We start from the raw sequence: 16,641 nt of genomic DNA, 5'->3' as shown, positions 1-16,641 counted from the left end.
GACGCCTCCTGCACGGACGCCGGTGGACACCTCACCGCAGCGGAGGCCTGCCGACATGCTTCACCGACGCCCGACCGCGATCGCAGCGCTGCTGCTGGCTCTCGCGGGCTCCCTGTCCGCCTGTGGGTTCGACTACCCCACGGACCGCGTGAACACCATCGCCGCCGGCACCCAGAACCGGGATGCCTCGGTCGACGTGCTCGGCGCGCGCGTGCTGTCCACCGCCGAGGGTGAGGGCCGGGTCATCGGTGCGCTGGCCAACAACGACGTCGACAACGACGCCTCCCTCGACTCGGTCACCGACCTCGACGGCGCGATCACCGTGGAGGAGTTCGAGCCGATCGAGGTCGCCGCCGGACGCGGCGTCAACCTGTCCACCGCCGAGACCGCCATCCCGCTCACCGGCGACTTCGTGGCCGGCGACGTGATCAACCTGGAGTTCGCCTTCAGCACCGGCGAGACCGTCGCGCTGGAGGTGCCGGTGGTCAAGAACTGCTGGCAGTACACCGCCGTCCCGACCCCGAGGCCGCCGAGTCGAGCGCCGCACCCGGTGACGCCGAGGGCTCGGACGCGGCCGAGGGCGAGTCGGCCACCGAGGGCGAGTCGGCCTTCGAGGAGCCGACCGCGGAGCTGACCGACGGCGCCGAGGAGGAGCTCGGCGAGACCGGGTCGCGCGCCTACGACTGCGAGCACCCCGAGCTCGAGGGCGGCCACTGATGCCGTTCCCGCTGATCCTGCTGCGCCACGGCGAGTCGGAGTGGAACGCGAAGAACCTGTTCACCGGCTGGGTCGACGTCGCACTCACCGAGAAGGGGCGCGCCGAGGCGATCCGCGGCGGCGAGCTGCTCGTGGACGCCGGGCTGCTCCCCGACGTGGTGCACACCTCCCTGCAGCGGCGCGCGATCAACACCGCCGCCCTGGCCCTGGACGCCGCCGACCGCCACTGGATCCCGGTACGGCGCTCCTGGCGACTCAACGAGCGCCACTACGGCGCCCTGCAGGGCAAGGACAAGAAGCAGACGCTCGCCGAATACGGCGAGGAGCAGTTCATGCTCTGGCGACGATCCTTCGACACCCCGCCTCCCCCGCTGGCCGACGACGACGAGTACTCCCAGGTCGGTGACCCCCGGTACGCCGACCTCGGCGAGGAGATGCCGCGCAGCGAGTGCCTCCAGGACGTCATCGCCCGCCTGCTCCCCTACTGGGACGCGGGGATCGTGCCCGACCTGCGGGCCGGCCACACGGTGCTCGTCGCCGCCCACGGCAACAGCCTGCGCGCGATCGTGAAGCACCTGGACCAGATCAGCGACACCGACATCGCCGGACTCAACATCCCGACCGGGATGCCGCTGCTCTACGAGCTCGACGAGGAGACCCTCGCTCCCACCGTCCCGGGCGGTCGCTACCTGGACCCCGAGGCCGCCGAGGCCGCTGCCGCTGCCGTGGCCAACCAGGGCCGCTGACGCCGTACCCGCCGAGAGGTCACCGGCGCCCCGCCGAAAGGTCGCTGGCGCCCCGCCGAAAGGTCATTGGCCGTCCGCCGAAAGGTCATTGGCGGTCCCCCGAGAGGTCGCGAACCGACAGACGAGTGGCCTGCCCGCACCTCTTGACTTCTCGGCCGGGTGGGCCTGACCTCTCGGCAGTTCCCCACCGACCCCTCGGCGGCACTCCACCGACCCCTCGGCAGTTCCCGACCGACCTCTCGGCGGGGTGGGCCTGACCCCTCGGCGCGGGGTCAGGCGTCGACGGAGGTGGGGTTGTGGCCGGTGACGACGAAGATGACCCGGTTGGCGATCGAGACCGCGTGGTCGGCGATCCGCTCGTAGTACCGACCGAGCAGGGCGATGTCGACCGCCGCCTCGACGCCGTGGTTCCACTCGTCACCGAGCAGCTCGGAGAAGCTGGTACGACGCAGCTGGTCCATCTCCTCGTCGGCCTTGCCGAGCGCGATCGCTGCCTCGACGTCGCGGGTGGTGATCACCGTGCTGACCTGGCCGACCATGGTGCGGGCGACGACGGCCATCCGGGCGACGGTGGGACGAACCTCCTCGGGGACGGCGATGTCGGGCACCCGCAGCCGGGCGATCTTGGCGACGTGCACCGAGAGGTCGCCCATCCGCTCGAGCTCGCTGACCATCCGCAGGGCGGCGACGACGGTGCGCAGGTCGCCGGCGACGGGCTGCTGCAGGGAGAGCAGGCTGAAGCAGTTCTCCTCGACGTCCTCGCGCATCCGGTCGATCTCGATGTCGGCGCTGATGACCTGCTCGGCGATCGAGGGGTCGCCGGTCATCAGGGCAAGGGTCGCGCTCTCGACCGCGGCCTCGACGCGCCGGCACATGCCGGCCAGTTCGTCGAAGACGGATTCGAGCTGCTCGGTGTAGGCGTCACGCATGACGGCGAGCGTACGGAGCGAAGGTGACGACATCCCTGACTCCGGTGAACGGGGGGTGAACATCACGAACGTCGCGTTCCACGATTCCGAGGCCGGGGTCGGCGGCGCCGTACGATCGGGCCGTGGACTCGTCGACCCAGGCCTTCCTGGCTGCGGCACTCGGCGCCCTGGTGGCCAGTTGCGCGATGCTCGCCTGGCACCTCAGCGAGCGGCAGCAACGCCGCCAGCCGGAGACCGAGGCGCCGCTGCTGCCCGCCGGCGTGGCCGACGTGCTCGCGGTGCTGCGCAGCAGCGCGGTCGTCGTGGACGAGTCCGACGCGGTGGTCAAGGCCTCCGCGCCGGCGTACGCGATGGGGGTGGTGCGCGGCGGCGTGCTGTCCTCCGCGGAGCTCAGCCAGCTGGTGCGCGAGGTGCGGCGCGACGGTCAGATCCGCGAGACCGAGCTGCAGATGTCCTCGACGGTGGGCCCGCAGCGGACCCTGACCGCGCGGGTGGCGCCGCTCGGTCCGCGCCTGGTGCTGGCCCTGGTCGAGGACCGCACCAAGGAGCGCCAGGTCGAGGCGGTACGTCGTGACTTCGTGGCCAACGTGTCGCACGAGCTGAAGACCCCGGTCGGAGCGATCCACCTGCTCGCCGAGGCGGTGCAGGACGCGGCCGACGACCCGGAGGCGGTGCAGCGGTTCGCGGCGCGGATGCAGACCGAGTCCGACCGCCTGGGCAAGCTGGTGCAGCAGATCATCGAGCTGTCCCGGCTGCAGGGCGACGAGCCCGTCCACTCCCCTTCGCCGGTCTCGATCGACGACGTGATCGCCACCGCGATCGACACCAGCGCGATGGAGGCCGGGGCGAAGCGGATCACCCTGCTCACCGAGGGCGAGGAGGGCCTGAAGATCCTCGGCAAGGAGGACCAGGTCACCGCGGCGGTCTCCAACCTGGTGGCCAACGCGGTCGCCTACTCCGAGGAGCGCAGCCGGGTGCTGGTCAGCCGGCGGTCGGTGGGCTCCTCGGTGGAGATCTCGGTGATCGACCAGGGCATCGGCATCCCCGACGAGGAGGTCGACCGGATCTTCGAGCGGTTCTACCGGGTCGACCCGGCCCGGCACCGCTCCACCGGCGGGACCGGGCTGGGCCTGTCGATCGTCAAGCACGTCGCCGCCACCCATGGCGGCGAGGTCCGGGTGTGGTCGGTGGAGGGGCAGGGGTCGACGTTCACCCTGTCGCTGCCGAAGCACCCGGGGTATGAGGCTCTCGCCGAGCCCCCGCCGCGTCCGCAGGTGCGGACGCGGCTCCATCACAGCAGGAGGAGGACCGCCCGTGACCCGGGTACTCGTCGTCGAGGACGAAGAGAGCTACAGCGACGCGCTGGCCTACATGCTCCGGAAGGAGGGTTTCGAGGTCGCGATCGCCGCCGACGGCAACACGGCGCTCAACGAGTTCGACCGCAACGGGGCCGACATCGTCCTGCTCGACCTGATGCTGCCCGGGATCCCCGGCACGGAGGTCTGCCGCACCATCCGACAGAGCTCCAACGTGCCGGTGATCATGGTGAGCGCGAAGGACGACGAGGTCGACAAGGTGGTGGGCCTCGAGCTGGGCGCCGACGACTACGTCACCAAGCCCTACTCGCCCCGCGAGCTGGTCGCCCGGATCCGGGCGGTGCTGCGCCGCGGCCAGGAGGCCGAGCTGGCCCCGGACACGCTGGAGGCCGGACCGGTGCGGATGGACGTCGAGCGGCACGTGGTGACCGTCGACGGCTCCGAGCAGCGGCTGCCGCTGAAGGAGTTCGAGCTGCTGGAGATGTTCCTGCGCAACCCGGGGCGGGTGCTGACCCGTGGCCAGCTGATCGACCGGGTCTGGGGATCGGACTACGTGGGCGACACCAAGACTCTCGACGTGCACGTGAAGCGGCTGCGGGCCAAGCTGGAGCCGGAGCCGAGCGAGCCGAAGTACCTGGTGACGGTGCGCGGGCTGGGGTACAAGCTGGACGTCTGAGCGGGCGGCCCGGTCAGACGGAGCGCCCCGCTCCTCTTGTGGGGATCCACCAACAACTGGGCCGCAGCATTGGCGCCCCGCCCCGGGCGAGCCGGGCGGATCATGCGAAACCCTCTAAGGGTGACAGTCCCGGTTACGTCCTCCCCCGACCGCGCGTTCCGTCGGATCGCGATCGTCAACCGCGGCGAGGCCGCGATGCGGCTGATCCACGCCGTGCGCGACCTGAACGCGGCAGGCGCCGACTACACCACCATCGCGCTGCACACCGATGTGGAGCAGACCGCGATGTTCGTGCGGGAGGCGGACGAGGCGTACCTGATCGGCCGCGCCGCCGACCGTCCCTACATCGACCTCGGCGCCCTGGAGCGGGCGATCGTGGCGACCGGGGCGGACGCGGTCTGGGTCGGCTGGGGATTCGTCGCCGAGGACCCTGCCTTCGCCGACCTCTGCGCCCGCCTCGGGGTGGCCTTCATCGGCCCGAGCGCCGAGGCGATGCGCCGGCTCGGCGACAAGATCGGCTCCAAGCTGATCGCCGAGGAGGTCGGCGTACCGGTCGCACCGTGGAGCGGCGGCGGGGTCGACACCCTGGACGACGCCCTGGCCGCGGCGGACCGGATCGGCTACCCGCTGATGCTCAAGGCGACCGCCGGTGGCGGCGGCCGCGGCATCCGCCGCGTCGACAGTGCCGACGACCTGGCCGACGCCTACCAGCGCACCCGGGACGAGGCCGAGCGCGCGTTCGGCAGCGGCGTGGTCTTCCTGGAGCGCCTGGTCACCGGCGCCCGGCACGTCGAGGTGCAGCTGATCGCCGATGGCCAGGGCACCGCCTGGGCGGTCGGTGTCCGGGACTGCTCGGTCCAGCGCCGCAACCAGAAGGTGATCGAGGAGTCCGCCTCCCCGCTGCTCGACGCCACCCAGGTCGCCGAGCTCAAGGGCTCCGCCGAGCGGCTGGCGCTCGCCGTCGGGTACGCCGGCGCCGGCACCGTCGAGTTCCTCTACCACCCCGGGGAGCGGACCTTCGCCTTCCTCGAGGTCAACACCCGGCTCCAAGTGGAGCACCCGATCACCGAGATCACCACCGGCCTCGACCTGGTCGCCCTGCAGATCCACGTCGCCTCCGGCGGCAGGCTGGAGGGCGAGCGTCCCGCCGAGGTCGGGCACGCCGTCGAGGCACGGCTCAACGCCGAGGACCCCGACCGCGACTTCGCTCCCTCCCCCGGCCGGATCGAGCGGCTCCGGCTGCCCGCCGGGCCCGGCATCCGGGTGGACACCGGCGTCGGCGAGGGCGACACCATCCCGGCGGACTTCGACTCGATGATCGCCAAGGTGATCGCGTCGGGACGCACCCGCGAGGAGGCGCTCGCCCGGCTCCGCCGCGCGATGGCCGAGACCACCGTGGTGATCGAGGGCGGCGTCTCCAACAAGGGCTTCATCCTCGACCTGCTCGTCCAGCCCGAGGTGGTCAGCGGTGATCCGGTGTGGGCCGACACCGGCTGGATCGACCGGGTCCGCGCCGAGGGACGACTGGTCGCCCACGAGCACTCCGGCGTGGCCCTGGTGGTGGCCGCGATCGAGGCCTACGAGGAGCAACAGCAGATCGAGGTCGCGCGGCTCCTGGAGACCGCGCACGGCGGGCGTCCGCAGCTGCAGCACGAGGTCGGCGGCACGATCGACCTCAAGCTGCGCGGGGCGTCGTACAAGCTCGGGGTGCTGCAGGTCGGGCCCCAGCGCTACCGGGTCTCGCTGACCGCGGGCGGGGAGCAGCAGACGGTCGACGCCGACCTGGTCCGCCTGGACGCCGAGCGCAGCGTGGCGGTCATCGCCGGCCGCCGGTTCCGGCTGGTCACCGCCTCGCACGGGGCGGTGCTGCTGATCGAGGTCGACGGGGTCACCCACCGCGTCTCGCGCGACGAGGGCGGCGTGCTCCGCTCCCCCGCACCGGCGCTGGTGGTCGCCACCCCGGCGGGTGTCGGCGACGAGGTCGAGGCCGGCGCCCCGGTGCTGGTGCTGGAGTCGATGAAGATGGAGACGGTGCTGGCGGCACCGTTCGCCGCCCGGGTGCGCGAGCTGATGGTGATCACCGGCAGCCAGGTGGAGACCGGTGCCGCGCTGGTCCGGCTCGACCCGCTCGAGGAGGGCGGCGAGGCCGCCGTCGAGGAGGACGAGGCCGGTCCGGGCCTGGAGCTGCCGGAGGCGTCCTCGGACGACGACACCAGCACCTGCCTGCGCCGCGGACTGACCGACCTGTCGGCCGTGCTGCTCGGCTACGACGTCGACGTCCGCGACGGCGGGTCGCCGCTGCCGGCGTACCTGAGCGCCCGGGACCGGGTCGCCGCCGCCGGCGGCGCGGTGATCGAGGAGGAGATCGAGCTGCTCTCCGTCTTCGCCGACATGGCCGAGCTGAGCCGCAACCGGCCGGCCGGCGAGGAGCTGCACACCGAGCTGCGGGTGCACAGCTCCCGCGAGCACTTCCACACCTATCTGCGTAGCCTCGACGTCGAGCGCGACGGCCTGCCCGAGCAGTTCCGTGACCGTCTCGGCCGGGTGCTCGCGCACTACGGCGTCACCGAGCTCGAGCGCACCCCGGACCTGGAGCGGGCGGTGCACCGGGTCTTCCTCGCCCAGCAGCGCTCCAGCCCGACACCGACGTGGTCACCGCGGTGCTGGGCCGCTGGGCCGCCGACCCGGCTCCCGACGCCGCGCTCGCCGACCGCGTGCGCACGCTGCTCGAGCGACTGGTCCGGGCGACGCAGCTGCGCTTCCCCGAGGTCGGCGACCTGGCTCGCAGCATCCGGTTCCGCTGGTTCGACCAGCCGGAGGTGGACCAGGAGCGGGCCGCCGTGCTGGCCGGCGTGGGCGACGAGATCGCCGACCTCGCCGCGCAGCCGGACGCCGCCGACTACGCCGACCGGATCGCCGCGCTGGCGCGCATCCCCGAGCAGCTGGTCGGCTTCCTCTCGGCGCGACTGGAGCAGGGCGTCGGGGCGCACGAGCCGATGCTCGAGGTGCTGATCCGCCGCCACTACCACGACTACGGGCTGCGCGACGTGGCCGCGTTCACCGCCCCGGACCGGCCGGCGGTGCGGGCGACGTACACGATCGACGGGCAGGACACCGCCATCCTCAGCACGGTCGGCACCGTCGCCGAGCTCGGCGACCCGGACGGCCCGCTCAACGCGGTCGTGCTCGACCACGTGGCCGGCCGCCCGAGCGGGTACGACGCCGTGGCCGACCTCTACCTCGCCTGGCCCGACCGGCCGGAGAGCGACGAGGAGGCCAGCGCAGCGCTGGCCGGGATCCTCGGTGCGCTGCCGTGGTCCGGTCAGGTCCGGCGGGTCGCCGTGGCCACCTGCCCCGGCGCCGGCCGACCCGTCGGCTACTTCGAGTTCCGCCCCGGCGCCGAGGACGGCACCGTGGTGGAGGACGAGCTGGTCCGCGGGGTGCACCCGATGGTCGGGCGCCGCCTCAACCTGTGGCGGCTCCAGGAGTTCGACGTGACCCGGGTGCCCGCCGCCGACGACGTGCTGCTCTACGACTGCGTGGCGAAGTCGAACCGGTCCGACCGACGCCTGGTGGCGCTGGCGCAGGTGCGGCAGGTCCTGGTGGTCCGCGACGAGGACGGCGAGGTGCTCGGCGTGCCGCACGCGGAGCGCGCCATCGAGAACTGCCTGGAGTCGATCCGCCGCGCCCGCACCGATCTCGGCCGGGCCGGCAGCAGGCTGGACATGAACCACGTGTGGATCCACGTCTGGCCGGTGGTCGACGCGGACCCGGCGCAGCTGACCGCGCTGCAGGGCAAGATCACCCCGCTCTCCGACGGTGCCGGCATCGAGGAGGTCGTGGCCGGCGGGCGGATCGAGACCGGCGACGGTGTCGCACCGGTCAGCATCCGGTTCCACTCCCAGCCCGGCGCACGGGTCACCGCCTCGGTCGAGGCGCCGCCCACCGAGCCGCTCCGGCCGCTCGACGACTACGCCGGCAAGGTGGTCCGGTCGCGGCGCCGCGGCATGGTCTACCCCTACGAGCTCGCCGACATCCTCGCCGGGCCCGGCGGATCGATGGTGGAGCACGACCTCGACGACGGGCGGCTGGTGCCGGTCTCGCGCCGCTACGGGCTCAACACCGCCGGCGTGATCTGCGCGGTGGTCACCACGAAGACCGCGCTGCACCCCGACGGCGTCACGAGGGTGCTGCTCTGCGGTGACCCGACCAAGGCGCTCGGAGCGGTCTCGGAGCAGGAGTGCCGCCGGATCATCGCGGCGATCGACCTGGCCCAGGAGATGCAGGTCCCGGTCGAGTGGTTCGCGATCTCGGCGGGCGCCCGGATCTCGATGGACTCCGGCACCGAGAACATGGACTGGGTGGCGGCCGCGCTGAAGCGGATCGTGGAGTTCACCCAGGACGGCGGCGAGATCAACGTGGTGGTCGCGGGCATCAACGTCGGCGCCCAGCCGTACTGGAACGCCGAGGCGACCATGCTGATGCACACCAAGGGCATCCTGGTGATGACCCCGGACAGCGCGATGGTGCTCACCGGCAAGCAGTCGCTGGACTTCTCCGGCGGCGTCTCCGCCGAGGACAACTACGGCATCGGCGGCTACGACCGGGTGATGGGGCCGAACGGGCAGGCGCAGTACTGGGCGCCCGACCTGGCCGGGGCGTTCGACGTGCTGCTGGCCCACTACGACCACACCTACGTCGTACCGGGTGAGCGGGGGCCGCGGCGTGCGCCGACCCAGGACCCGACGGAGCGGGACGTCTCCACGTTCCCGCACCACAGCGTGGACAGCGACTTCACCACGGTGGGCCAGATCTTCGACCCGGCGCACAACCGGGACCGCAAGAAGGCCTTCGACATCCGCACCGTGATGCGCGCGGTGGCCGACCAGGACCACGCGACGCTGGAGCGGTGGGCCGGGATGGCCGACGCCGACACCGCGGTCGTCTTCGACGCTCACGTCGGTGGCTACCCGGTCTGCCTGCTGGGCATCGAGTCCCGTCCCGTACGACGCCGCGGCTTCCCGCCCACCGACGGCCCGGACACCTACACCGCCGGCACCCTGTTCCCGCGGTCGTCGAAGAAGGCGGCGCGGGCGATCAACGCGGCCTCGGGCAACCGACCGCTGGTGGTGCTGGCCAACCTGTCCGGCTTCGACGGCTCCCCGGACTCGATGCGGAACCTGCAGCTGGAGTACGGCGCCGAGATCGGCCGCGCGATCGTGAACTTCGACGGCCCGATCGTGTTCTGCGTGATCTCCCGCTACCACGGCGGCGCGTTCGTGGTGTTCTCCAAGCAGCTCAACCCGTCGATGACGGTGCTGGCGGTCGACGGATCGTTCGCCTCCGTGCTCGGCGGCGCCCCGGCGGCGGCCGTGGTCTTCGCCGGCGAGGTGGACAAGCGCACCGCCGGTGACCCCCGGGTCCGGGCGGTCGAGGAGCGGCTCGCCGAGGCGGCCGGCGCCGACCGCGGAGCACTCGCCGCGGAGCTCGCGGACCTGCGGGCCGCCGTACGGGCCGAGAAGATCACCGAGGTGGCCGGGGAGTTCGACGGCGTGCACAACATCCACCGCGCCGTCGAGGTCGGTTCCGTCGATGCGGTGATCAGCGCCGCGGAGCTGCGGCCGCGGATCGTGGCGACGATCGAGCAGCACCTGGGGTGAGCCGGACCGGGCTCGCTTGACAGAACCCCTACCGAGGCGGACTCTGTGATCTACGTCACACTGGTCTCAGGGAGCTGTTCATGCCGCGACGTCTCGGAACCGCCATCGCCTTGTCCGTCGTCGGTGTGCTCACCGGCAGCATGCTGGCCGGTACGCCGGCCGGCGCGGCGCCACCGGGCAACGGCTCCGGCGATCGGATGGAGGTCTACACCGGCCTCGTCGCCGCCGATCAGCTCGAGGAGATCCTCGACCTCGGCGTCGACCGGCACGACGTGGAGGTCACCCGATCCCCCGCCGGGCAGGCCGAGGACGCCGAGAAGTCGCAGGTCCGGGTGGAGGCGATCCTCAGCGGGAGCCAGGTGCGCCGGCTCGAGGCGCGCGGCATCGAGCTCGCGCCGAAGCGCGTCGGCGGGCTGACCACGACCCAGCGAGCGACCCGCGCCGAGGCGAACGGCTACGAGGTGTGGCGTCCGTACTCGGGGCGCGGCGGCCTCGAGCGGGAGTTCCGGACCCTGGCGCAGCGCAACCGGCAGATCACCAAGCTGGTCAGCATCGGCCGCACCGTGCAGGGGCAGGACATCGTGGCCCTCAAGGTCACCAAGAACGCGCGCCGGACCAAGGACGGGCGGCGGCCGACGGTCGTCTACCTCTCCGCGCAGCACGCGCGGGAGTGGATCACCCCGGAGATGACCCGACGGCTGGCCAACTACGTGATCGACGGCTACTACGAGGACCGCTCGATCCGGGCGCTGCTGAAGTCGACCGAGCTCTGGTTCGTGCCGGTGGCCAACCCCGACGGCTACGACTTCACCTTCGAGCCCGGCCAGCGGCTGTGGCGCAAGAACCTGCGCGACAACAACGGCGACGGCCAGATCGCCCCCGGCGACGGCGTCGACCTCAACCGCAACTGGCCGACCAAGTGGGGCTACGACAACGAGGGCTCCTCCCCCAACCCGGGCAGTGAGACCTACCGGGGCCCCGGGCCGGCCTCGGAGCCGGAGACCAAGGCGCTCGACCGGTTCATGCGCCGGATCAGCCCGGAGTTCTTCGTCAACTACCACTCCGCCGCCGAGCTGCTGCTCTACGGCACCGGCTGGCAGGTGGCCACCCCGACACCGGACGACGTGATCTACGAGGCGATGGCCGGGGACGACGAGGAGCCGGCGATCCCCGGCTACGACCCGGACATCTCCGCCGAGCTTTACACCACCAACGGCGACACCGACACCGACCTCACCGAGCGCTACGGCGTGCTCGGCTTCACCCCGAGATGTCGACCTGCGAGTCGGCGTCCCAGGCCGTCCCGGACGACGAGTGGGTGGACACCGACTGCGGCAGCGGTTTCGAGTTCCCCGACGACGAGGAGCTGGTCCAGGCCGAGTTCGAGGCGAACATCCCGTTCGCCCTGGCGGTGGCCGAGTCGGCGGCCGACCCGGACGACCCGAGCTCGGTGGTCGGACTGGACACCCCGACCTTCCAGGTGGACACCTTCGACGTCTCCTACGGCGACCCGCAGTCCGTGGCGGTGGTCGCCAAGCGCGCGCTGCGCCGGCTGGAGATGAACTACCGGATCGACGGCGGGCGCGTGCGCACCGTCGCCGCCCCGGAGTGGGCCGGCGGTGAGCGCTACGGCGACGAGAACGACGACTACTACGCCGAGTACCGCGGCGAGGTCCGCTTCGCCGACCCCGGCGACCGGGTGCAGGTCTGGTTCTCCGGCCGGCTGCCCGGCCGCGGCTACATCTCCTCGAGCCGGTTCACCTACCGGGTCGCCTCCGACACCGGGAGCGACGTGCTGGTGATCGCCAACGAGGACTACACCGGCGTCAACCCGACCTACCCGGACGACGTCACCGGGCCCAAGTACGCCGACGCCCACGTCGCCGCGATCGAGGACGCCGGCTACTCCGCCGACGTGTGGGACGTCGACGCCCAGGGCGTGCCGCACGACCTCGGGGTGCTCTCGCACTACGACGCGGTGCTCTGGTACCTCGGCGACAACCGGATCACCCAGGACCCGGAGGACGAGCTGACCACGACCCCGTTCGGGGAGCTCGCCGACGTCTCCGTGGCCGAGCGGCAGCAGTACCTGACCATCGCGGTGCGCGACTACCTCAACGACGGCGGCAAGCTGGTCCACGCCGGCGAGACCGCCCAGTATCAGGGGCTCGCCGGGATCAGCACGTCGGTGGGCGGGCTCTACTACGGGCTCAACGGCGCTCCGGAGGAGGAGTGCGTGGTCTCGCCCCGCCCGGGTGGCGCCACGGACGGGTTCTTCGAGGACTGCCTGATCCTGGCCGACGACTTCCGCCAGTACTACCTCGGCGCCTACAACCGGATCGACCTGACCGGCCCGGAGTCGATCGCCGGCACCGCCGCCCCGCTGAACGGCTTCACCGCTGCGCTCGGTGGCCCGGTCGTCGAGGGCGACAACCCGCTCGACGAGGCGGGAGCGTGGACGCCGACCAGCGACGTGCTGCCGGTCGACCAGTTCCCGCAGTTCGCCAGCGCCGGGGCCGCCGAGTACGCAGCCACGCCGGGGAGTCCGTATGCCCCGATCGAAGGTGAGCGGTTCGCTCGGGTGCTGCACGAGGATTCGTCGTACGCGCGGCTGAGCCGGACGGTGACGGTGCCGGACGGGGCGAGCGCGGAGCTCTCCTTCCAGCTCTCGTACGTGGTGGAGCCCGGTTATGACCAGGTGATCGTCGAGGCACGCACGGCGGGCAGCGACGACTGGACCACGCTCCCCGAGGCGGGAGGTGCGACGTCGTCGGAGCCGCCGGCCGAGTGCACGGACAACCCGTTCCTGCTGGCGCTGCACCCGTTCCTGGAGCACTACCTAGGCGCCGACTGCACGCCGCCGGGCACCACCGGCGACTGGAACGCGCTGAGCGGCGACGGTGGCGGGTGGAGCGAGGTCTCCTACGACCTGAGCGGCTACGCCGGCAGCGACGTCGAGGTGTCGATCAGCTATGTGACCGACCCCGGCTCGGGTGAGATCGGCGTCTTCGTCGACGACACCCACGTGGTGATCGACGGCGTCGACGACGCCGACGGGTTCGAGGGTCCGACCAGCAAGTGGTCGGTCGGCAGCTCGCCCGCCGGCAGCCCCGCCCCGGCGACGGAGTGGGAGATCGGGGCGGAGCCGGCCGTGAACTACGCCGCGACCGCCACCGAGGACACGCTGCTGCTGGGCTTCGGGCTCGAGCAGATGGCCTCGGAGGAGGAGCGCGCCGACCTGGTCGGGAGGGCCCTGGACGAGCTGCTGGAGTGACGGCCCCGGCGCGCGGGTCCACCCTGTCCGCATCTCGCGGTGTGATGGCCGGAACCCGCGTGCCGCGTGTCGGCGCGACCGCCTAGCGTTGCCTCGTGAACAGTGTGGAGAGCGGGCCTGGGGAGCACCGGAGCGTCCTGCCGTTGCTGGCCGTGGGGACCACGTTGCTGCTGTGGTCCTCGGCGTTCGTCGGGATCCGGCACCTGGCCGACGACTTCTCCCCCGGTGCGCTCTCGCTGGGACGGCTGCTGGTCGGGTCGGTCGCGCTCGGGGTGGTGGCGCTGCCGCGTGGGCTGCCCCGCCCCTCGCGGCGGCAGTGGGTCTCGATCGTCGCGATCGGCGTGCTCTGGTTCGGGATCTACAACCTCGCCCTCAACGCGGGTGAGCAGCGGGTGGACGCGGGGACGGCCGCGATGCTGATCCAGGTCTCCCCGGTGCTGATCGCGGTGCTGGCCGCGACGTTCCTCTCCGAGCGGTTCACCCCGACCCTGCTGGCGGGCCTGGCGCTCGCGTTCGCCGGCGTCGCGGTGATCGGCATGTCCACCTCCGGCGACGGGTCCCGCGACCTGCTCGGGGTGGGCCTGTGCCTGCTGGCGGCGCTGGTCTACTCGATCAGCCTGGTGGTGCAGAAGCCGCTGGTCGCCTCGCTGTCGGCGATCCACGTGACCTGGCTGGCGTGCAGCGTCGGCGCCGTGGTCTGCCTGCCGTGGCTGGGTGAGCTGGTCGGGCAGGTGCGTGAGGCGCCGGCGTCGTCGACCTGGTGGCTGGTCTATCTCGGGATCTTCCCGACCGCAGTCGCGTTCACCACCTACGCCTACGCGCTGCGCCACATGGACGCCTCGTCGCTGGGCGTGACGACCTACCTGGTGCCGCCGCTGACCATCGTGATGGGCCTGGTCCTCCTCGACGAGGTGCCGCCGACCATCGCGTACGTCGGTGGGACGCTCGCCCTGGTCGGCGTCGCAGTGGCCCGGCGGCGGCCGTCCTCGCGGCGGCCCGGCCAGGGCGCCAGCCCGGATGTCGAGGAGCCTGCGCCGGCGCCGTCCTAGGGTGCGGGTTGCGGCGCGCCCCATTCGGGTTTCGGCGCGCCCCATTCGGATTGGTCGTGTTTTCGGGGAATTCCCGACCATTCGGAATGGGGCGCGGGAGACCTCGCGTCAGTCGTCGAGGAAGCGGAGTTCGTCGAGGACCGCGGCCGCGCTGCGTACGTCGAGCTGCGGCGGCTCCGGCTCGGCGACCATCGGCTCCGGCTCGGGGATGAGCGGCGCCACCTCGACCAGCGGCGCCACCTCCACCAGCGGGGCCACCTCGACCAGCGGCGGCACCTCGGCGAGCGGGGCCACCTCGGTCGGCGGCTGCCAGGTGGACCACGAGGTCGCCGCGGTCGCCGTCGGCTCGGACTCCTCCGGTACGTCGTCCGCGCGGGCGGCGCCGACAGCGCGGCCCAGTCCTCGGCGGTCACCGGCAGCGGCGGCAGGTCGTCCTCATCGGCACCACTGATCTGGCCCCACGACTGGGGCTCGGTCGCGACGGGCCGGATCGTCGGGATCGGCGCCAGGTCGCTCGCCAGGTCGATGGTCAGGTCGGTCGTCGGGTCGACGGTCGAGTCCGCCGGCAGATCGAACCCGAGCTCGGCCGTGACGGCGAACGGGTCGGCGTCCGGGACCAGGCCCAGCGTCACCGGCTCGGCATCCAGGTGGACGGCCGGCAGCGGGTCGAGCTCGTCGAAGGAGTACGCCGCGGGACGGACGGGCGTCGGCTCCTCGACCACGCGGGCGCGGGTGCCCTTGGCGGTCGGCAGGCCCAGCAGGACGCGGGTCACCGCGGCGAGGTTCTCGACCAGCTCGGCCTGGCCGCCGGTGAGGGGGTCGCGGAGGCCGTCGACGTACTCCCGCTGCTCCCAGATCACATCGGTCATGACTTGCCAGCTCCTCGGGACGTGCTCGTTGGTGGACCTGTCGTTGCTCTCATCGGCAGGGGTTGAGCGGTTCGTGAGCGGTTCGGGTGAAGAATCTTGAAACGCGCAGTGGCGCGCCGCCCGAGGGCGACGCGCCACTGGTGATCACCTCACGGTCATCCGCCGTCAGCTGAAGGCCGCGGGAGTCAGCGAACCGCATGCGCCCCCGGTCGGCTTCGTGGCGCCGGACGACAGACCGCCGCCTTCCGAGTCGTACCAGAACGCGCTGGCGGTTCCGTCCTTGCTGCCGTTCGGGTTCGAACCCTTGATGCAGAAACCGGTGCTGCTGGTGGCGATCAGGATCACGTTGCCGTCGGATGCCTCGAAGCCCTCGGCCTCGATGTCGGCGGTCGCGGTGCTGTACGCCTGCTTGTCCGTGTAGATGGTCTCCTCGATGGTGGCCAACTGCTTGACGTCGGACTCGACGCCGGCGTCGACCGCCTTCTCCCGCTGGTTCAGGAAGACCGGGATCGCGATCGCGGCCAGGATGCCGACGATGACGATCACGACGAGAAGCTCGATCAGGGTGAAGCCCTGATCCTTCTCGGCGGTGGTGCTCTCAGTCTGGTGGCTCATGTCGTTCCCCTTCAGATCTGTAGCGAGCGAGCTCAACTGGCCGAGCAGCCAGCGGTGTTCAACGTCGACTGGAGACCGCCGTTGGCCGAGTCGTAGTACATGTTCTTGTTCGCATCGGCGGCGGTGGCTTCGGATGCCTTCGGGTTGAAGGCGCAGATCGTGTATCCGCCGCCGGTCGCGGGCTTGAGGATCACCGTGTTGCCGCTGGTCGGCTTGAAGTCGTCCAGGATTCCAGTGCCCGTCGCTCCCGCCGTGTCGGCGGTGATGGTTGTCGACGGGTTGTCCACGATCCACGTCTCCACCGTCGTCGCTGCGGCCTTCAGGTCCGACTTGAGGCCGGAGTCGACGGCCTTCTGCCGCTGGTTCAGGAAGACCGGGATCGCGATCGCGGCGAGGATGCCGACGATGACGATCACGACGAGAAGCTCGATCAGGGTGAAGCCCTGGTCCTTGTCGGTGCCGTCCTCACGACGGGCGGTGATGCGCTTGAGCGTTGCCAACACGTGTGTCTCCTAGGTGAATGTGTCCAGTGCTGTCGGACACCGTGTCGCTCAGACGAGGTGGTCCGACGCTGTGCCCGGTTGATGCATCGGCGCAGGTCGGCGCGGACTTGAGGGCAAAGCTCAGAGTTTTTCGACCGCTGCCCAACTCGGTGCGAACGCCGGGAACATCAGTGCCGAAGGCCCGGGACGACCTGGGCCAATGTCCCGCCCACCGGGGCCTCGAATGCCGCTGAGCGAGGGCAGGACCGACCGACGCAGGACCGGCCTCGGGCCGATCCTGCGTCCAC

At 71.7% G+C, this 16,641-nt stretch carries 12 protein-coding genes and 1 pseudogene; 9 read left to right on the top strand and 4 right to left on the bottom strand.

All coding sequences use genetic code 11. The annotated features are described in order from the left end of the window. Positions 1-55: 55 nt before the first annotated feature. Positions 56-634, top strand: a complete 579-nt coding sequence (locus FIV43_RS21275; RefSeq protein ID WP_181407621.1) for a hypothetical protein — start codon at positions 56-58, stop codon at positions 632-634. Positions 635-716: 82 nt separating this feature from the next. Next, positions 717-1,463: a phosphoglyceromutase gene (locus FIV43_RS20590; RefSeq protein WP_141015624.1), complete on the top strand. Its 747-nt coding sequence runs from the start codon at positions 717-719 to the stop codon at positions 1,461-1,463. Positions 1,464-1,735: 272 nt separating this feature from the next. On the opposite strand, the gene phoU is transcribed toward FIV43_RS20590, so the two are convergent. Beyond that, positions 1,736-2,392, bottom strand: coding sequence for a phosphate signaling complex protein PhoU (gene phoU / locus FIV43_RS20585; protein WP_141015623.1), 657 nt, complete (start codon positions 2,390-2,392; stop codon positions 1,736-1,738). 185 nt (positions 2,393-2,577) lie between these two features. On the opposite strand from phoU, the pseudogene FIV43_RS22970 reads away from it, so the two are divergent. The 7 genes and pseudogenes from FIV43_RS22970 to FIV43_RS20560 form a co-directional block, all read left to right on the top strand. Then, positions 2,578-3,561: pseudogene (locus FIV43_RS22970) on the top strand (sensor histidine kinase); the annotation flags it as partial. A gap of 145 nt (positions 3,562-3,706) precedes the next feature. Beyond that, on the top strand, positions 3,707-4,384 hold the full coding sequence (locus FIV43_RS20575) for a response regulator transcription factor (protein ID WP_141015622.1): 678 nt from the start codon (positions 3,707-3,709) through the stop codon (positions 4,382-4,384). 120 nt (positions 4,385-4,504) lie between these two features. Then, a complete protein-coding gene (locus FIV43_RS22965) occupies positions 4,505-7,396 on the top strand; it encodes an ATP-binding protein (protein ID WP_231123570.1) in 2,892 nt (963 codons plus the stop codon). After that, entirely contained in the window at positions 7,381-10,044 is a 2,664-nt protein-coding gene (locus tag FIV43_RS22960; protein WP_231123995.1) for a carboxyl transferase domain-containing protein, read from the top strand. The genes FIV43_RS22965 and FIV43_RS22960 overlap by 16 nt, the downstream gene beginning before the upstream one ends. 80 nt (positions 10,045-10,124) lie before the next feature. Then, positions 10,125-11,606, top strand: coding sequence for a M14 family metallopeptidase (locus FIV43_RS22955; protein ID WP_231123569.1), 1,482 nt, complete (start codon positions 10,125-10,127; stop codon positions 11,604-11,606). Continuing rightward, a complete protein-coding gene (locus FIV43_RS21770; RefSeq protein WP_231123994.1) occupies positions 11,603-13,318 on the top strand; it encodes a M6 family metallopeptidase in 1,716 nt (571 codons plus the stop codon). The genes FIV43_RS22955 and FIV43_RS21770 overlap by 4 nt, the downstream gene beginning before the upstream one ends. A 95-nt stretch (positions 13,319-13,413) precedes the next feature. Further along, complete coding sequence (locus FIV43_RS20560) at positions 13,414-14,367, top strand: DMT family transporter (RefSeq protein ID WP_231123568.1); 954 nt, start codon at positions 13,414-13,416, stop codon at positions 14,365-14,367. 108 nt (positions 14,368-14,475) lie between these two features. Here the strand turns inward: FIV43_RS20560 and FIV43_RS20555 are convergent, their stop codons facing one another. The 3 genes from FIV43_RS20555 to FIV43_RS20545 all read right to left on the bottom strand — a co-directional run bounded on the left by FIV43_RS20555 (position 14,476) and on the right by FIV43_RS20545 (position 16,354). After that, a complete protein-coding gene (locus FIV43_RS20555) occupies positions 14,476-14,661 on the bottom strand; it encodes a hypothetical protein (protein WP_141015621.1) in 186 nt (61 codons plus the stop codon). 740 nt (positions 14,662-15,401) lie between these two features. After that, positions 15,402-15,851, bottom strand: a complete 450-nt coding sequence (locus FIV43_RS20550) for a type IV pilin protein (RefSeq protein ID WP_141015620.1) — start codon at positions 15,849-15,851, stop codon at positions 15,402-15,404. 32 nt (positions 15,852-15,883) lie between these two features. Next, positions 15,884-16,354 carry a type IV pilin protein gene (locus FIV43_RS20545; RefSeq protein ID WP_231123567.1) on the bottom strand — a complete coding sequence of 157 codons (471 nt, stop codon included), beginning with the start codon at positions 16,352-16,354 and terminating at the stop codon, positions 15,884-15,886. Positions 16,355-16,641: the final 287 nt, after the last annotated feature.

The sequence above is a fragment of the Nocardioides sambongensis genome (genome assembly GCF_006494815.1).
GTDB classification, from domain to species: domain Bacteria; phylum Actinomycetota; class Actinomycetes; order Propionibacteriales; family Nocardioidaceae; genus Nocardioides; species Nocardioides sambongensis.
This window is presented reverse-complemented; position numbering and strand designations above follow the sequence as displayed.

Bases quoted from the DNA above. Each gene is read 5' to 3' on its own strand.
- FIV43_RS22960 (WP_231123995.1), top strand. From the start codon at position 7,381: ATGCTCGAGGTGCTGATCCGCCGCCACTACCACGACTACGGGCTGCGC.
- FIV43_RS20590 (WP_141015624.1), top strand. From the start codon at position 717: ATGCCGTTCCCGCTGATCCTGCTGCGCCACGGCGAGTCGGAGTGGAAC.
- phoU (WP_141015623.1), bottom strand. From the start codon at position 2,392: ATGCGTGACGCCTACACCGAGCAGCTCGAATCCGTCTTCGACGAACTG.
- FIV43_RS20550 (WP_141015620.1), bottom strand. From the start codon at position 15,851: ATGAGCCACCAGACTGAGAGCACCACCGCCGAGAAGGATCAGGGCTTC.
- FIV43_RS21275 (WP_181407621.1), top strand. From the start codon at position 56: ATGCTTCACCGACGCCCGACCGCGATCGCAGCGCTGCTGCTGGCTCTC.
- FIV43_RS21770 (WP_231123994.1), top strand. From the start codon at position 11,603: ATGAACTACCGGATCGACGGCGGGCGCGTGCGCACCGTCGCCGCCCCG.
- FIV43_RS22955 (WP_231123569.1), top strand. From the start codon at position 10,125: ATGCCGCGACGTCTCGGAACCGCCATCGCCTTGTCCGTCGTCGGTGTG.